Raw genomic sequence first — 3894 nt, 5'->3', positions numbered from 1 at the left:
ATTTCCTGCAAGACCGACAATCGTTTAAGTTCTTTATCCGACATAGACACCAACATATCAAACCGTCCGCTTCAATAATCGCAAAAGTGCATATTCTAAAAGCGGACATTTTTACTTTGGAGAAACCGGACATTTCTATTTTGGGCTTACAGACTGATTTCGTATAATCAACATTATGTTAAATGGGAGGGAGGGAGCAAAATAAGTTAACATTTTGCTTCCGGCCACATTAAGCTAGAGTTTTATTTAAATAAAGCTATTTAGTAATCATTAAATTAATTAAAATCTAAATCTAACACCAGCTCCATATAACCAACCTTTCTCAGAGTTTGATTCTATTTGCCACGACGTTTCATCATTACCTTTTGAATACTCATAGGCAATGTCGATATACGGCATGATCTTTTTACTGATTTCATAGCGAGTTTCAAGCCCTGCGGTTGCACTGCTTAAACCAGTTTTTTTCGCATATTTAGAGTCATCACTAAAGATCGCATCCAACTCTAAATAAGTTTGAATAATCAACTTTTGCGTAATCAGAAAATCACGTTCCGTTTCTAGACTAAAACCCGCATAACTGTCTTCTCCTGCATAGAGATAAGCATCAGTTTCAAAGAAATATGGTGCCATACCATGTAAGCCAATCACTGCATCAACATTTTCTTCGGTGTCTTTGCGATGATCATCGAGTTCAACTTTTTCACTGCGATAACGTGCACCAATCTGTGCATCCCAAAAGTCTGAAATCATACGGCTATATAAAAGTTTGGCATCATAATGTGCATCATGCGATTCTTCTTTATCGGCATGAACTTTAATAAAAACCTTATTTTCATCTGTGCCAATACGGGTTTCAAACTCTGACTTTAAACCGCCTGTGCCATCTTCATTGACAAACCACTTATTATCCACCGTCGTAATCGCATAAATTTGCGCACCGTGTTCTGAGCGATGATCATAATGCGAACTCTGCTGAGTATTCGCATCTGGTACATGATGTAAATGATTAACCGTAGATGTTGCCTGATGTTGTGCATGATTCATCTGACCATGGTTCATTTTCCCCATCATCTGCATGTGTTGTGCATGCTCTTGTGCAGAATGTTGTGAATGATTCATCTCAGACATGGCTTGATGATTCATTGATGGCATATTTTTCCCATTATTCTGAGTAGTTGAATGATGCCCTTCGTGCGCCACACTTAAGGTCGTTAAACTCAATACCGCAACAGAAAAAATCGCTTTCAATACAAAATTAGTGATGTGCATGTTCAGCTCCTTTTTGCTCAGTTACTTGTTGAGTTTGAGTCGAATTTGTACCTTGAATTGGCATTGTAGATACTTGTTCATCGCTAACATTCGCCACGATTAACTTGTTCATCATCCCCGCACTCATGTGATACAACAAATGACAATGGATTGCCCATTCACCCAATTCATCCGCAGTTAATAAAGCCGTAACTGTTTTACCCGGTGGTACGATCAATGTGTGTTTATTTGGCATATCTACCGACTCTTGACCATTCTCCAACTGCATAAACATACCGTGTAAATGCATCGGGTGCGCCATCATACTGTCATTAATAAATTTGATACGGATACGCTCGCCATATTTCACTTTTAACGGCTCAGCATCACTAAATTTTTTACCGTTAATGGTCCAAATATAACGTTCCATAGTACCGCCCAAACGCACGACCAATTCACTGCTGGCTTCACGAGTATCTTTTTGCGGCTCTAATGATTTTAAATCGCTATATTGCAAGGCTTTATTACCTGCAGGTGTAGAGGCATTTGCCCAACCATAAACCACTTGATCATTTTTTTGCGGTTTTACTGCGCTATGCTGTGAATGATCCGTGCCTTTCATATCGCCATGGTTCATTTTCGAATGATCCATTCCTGAATGATCACCACCACCATGTCCCATATCTTCCATAGTCGGTTTTACTGCGCTATGCTGTGAATGATCCGTGCCTTTCATATCGCCATGGTTCATTTTCGAATGATCCATTCCTGAATGATCACCACCACCATGTCCCATATCTTCCATAGTCAAAAGCGAGCGTGGACGTGGCTGAGGCATATGAATGCCGTGTGTCACAGGATTTAGTTCATTGTGTAGCGTACCAATCGCATAACCTGAACGGTCAATTGACTCAGCTTCAATTTGATAATGTCCACCTTTTGGCTCCACAATCACATCATAAGTTTCAGCCGTACCAATACGGAATTCATCTACAGAAATGGGTTTCACAGGCTGACCATCAGCACTAACCACAGTCATTTTCAAGTTAGGAATACGGACATCGTAGAAAGACATCGCAGATGCATTCACAAAACGTAGGCGAATTTTTTCATTCGGTTTAAACATTCCTGTCCAATTTTGTTCAGGTGTTTTGCCATTAATGAGGAAGGTATAACCTGTAACATCCGACATGTCGGTTTTTAGCATACGCATCTGATTCCACATTTTGCGGTCAGACCATGTCGCTTTTATGCCATCACGTTTAACCTGCTTCCAAACATCACCCAAGGTTTCACGCTGATCTTGATAATATTCAGCTGAAATTTTAAGATCTTTCTGAATTTGATCACTGGTTTTTTCATGAAAATCTGACAACATCACCACATAGTCACGTTCAGCTTTTTCATGTGCTGCCAATGGTGTTTTACCTTTTGGATAAATCACAAAAGAACCATATAAGCCGTCTTGTTCCTGTCCTTTAGAATGAGCGTGATACCAATAAGTCCCGCTTTGGCGAATCTTGAATTTATAAACATACTCGCTTTGAGGCTTAATACCGTTAAAACCATTAAATCCTGGTACACCATCCATAATGCCCGGCAACAACAGTCCGTGCCAATGAATAGAAGAATCTTGGTTTTTTAAATTATTTTTCACGCGAATGATGGCTTCATCACCCTCTTCAAACTCAAGCAAAGGCGCAGGAAATTGACCATTTACGGTAATGCGCTTTACAGGCTTTCCAGTTGGGCTGACCACTGCTTCATCAATAACAAGCTGATATTCACGCACTTCGGCAAAAACCAAAGGCGACGATGCAAAACAAATACCTGCTAATAGGTACGAACTAATTTTATGAGACATAACTTAACCTTAATTTTTGAAAAATAAATAAATTTTAAAAAAAATTGGTTAAGTTTTAGGAGGACGTGAAATTTCTTGCCAATACCCATTTAGATATTGGTTGAGGTAATAAAAATTAGGCTGATCTATAGAATAGAAGGTATCTAGGGGATCTAGCGAGCTTTGCAAAGAATGAAGACATGAGATCTGTGTCTGGCAGGATAAGCTAGAACATTCCTGACACTTTTTGTGATCTATATTCTGATTAATAGCTAAATGATTATGGCAATCGGTATTCGTCTGTACTTCGTGATTAATAGCTAAATGATTATGGCAATCGGTATTCGTCTGTACTTCGTGATTAATACCATGTTGAGTGACTTGCTGTGCTTGATCTAAACAATGATCTTGGCTCATTTCAGTTTGCATATTGATATGCATTATCTTTACTGATGCAACAGACACACTACTCCATCCTATGGCAAAAACCATAAGAAAACAAAACCAAAGTTTTTTGGAGAGATGAGTCAACACGAATGCTATCTAGGAATAGAATTTAATCCAATATATCTTAACGGAATTTCAACTATTTACAACTCAATATAATTTAGTAGTTTCTCTAAAATTAACATAATACACCTTATACGAAACGTGTTTGTTAGAACCCATTTAAAGTGTCTATATTCTCACCAATAAAAATGTCTGGTTTATGATGGTTTTTATCACCATGGACTGGATATAAAATATAGATGCTGATCACTATGTCTGACAAAGAAATTCAACGTCTTGCAGTTCTGCAAGAC

The 3894-nt window shown here is 38.4% G+C and carries 3 protein-coding genes; all 3 read right to left on the bottom strand.

Going from position 1 to position 3894, the window contains the following annotated elements; translation table 11 throughout:
• Positions 1-279 precede the first annotated feature (279 nt).
• From FTU42_RS14590 to FTU42_RS14580, 3 genes are read right to left on the bottom strand one after another with little or no spacing between them, the layout of a single operon-like run.
• Positions 280-1269, bottom strand: coding sequence for a copper resistance protein B (locus FTU42_RS14590; protein ID WP_005093385.1), 990 nt, complete (start codon positions 1267-1269; stop codon positions 280-282).
• Complete coding sequence (locus tag FTU42_RS14585) at positions 1256-3112, bottom strand: copper resistance system multicopper oxidase (RefSeq protein ID WP_159138998.1); 1857 nt, start codon at positions 3110-3112, stop codon at positions 1256-1258. Before FTU42_RS14585 ends, FTU42_RS14590 begins: the two co-directional genes overlap by 14 nt.
• Before the next feature lie 48 nt (positions 3113-3160).
• Complete coding sequence (locus tag FTU42_RS14580) at positions 3161-3556, bottom strand: hypothetical protein (RefSeq protein WP_005093388.1); 396 nt, start codon at positions 3554-3556, stop codon at positions 3161-3163.
• Positions 3557-3894 lie beyond the last annotated feature (338 nt).

Origin of the sequence: Acinetobacter sp. YH12102, assembly GCF_013419125.1 — a bacterium.
Lineage (GTDB): Bacteria > Pseudomonadota > Gammaproteobacteria > Pseudomonadales > Moraxellaceae > Acinetobacter > Acinetobacter pseudolwoffii.
This window is presented reverse-complemented; position numbering and strand designations above follow the sequence as displayed.

Coding starts and splice junctions, on each gene's coding strand:
- FTU42_RS14590 (WP_005093385.1), bottom strand. CDS start 1,269: ATGCACATCACTAATTTTGTATTGAAAGCGATTTTTTCTGTTGCGGTA.
- FTU42_RS14585 (WP_159138998.1), bottom strand. CDS start 3,112: ATGTCTCATAAAATTAGTTCGTACCTATTAGCAGGTATTTGTTTTGCA.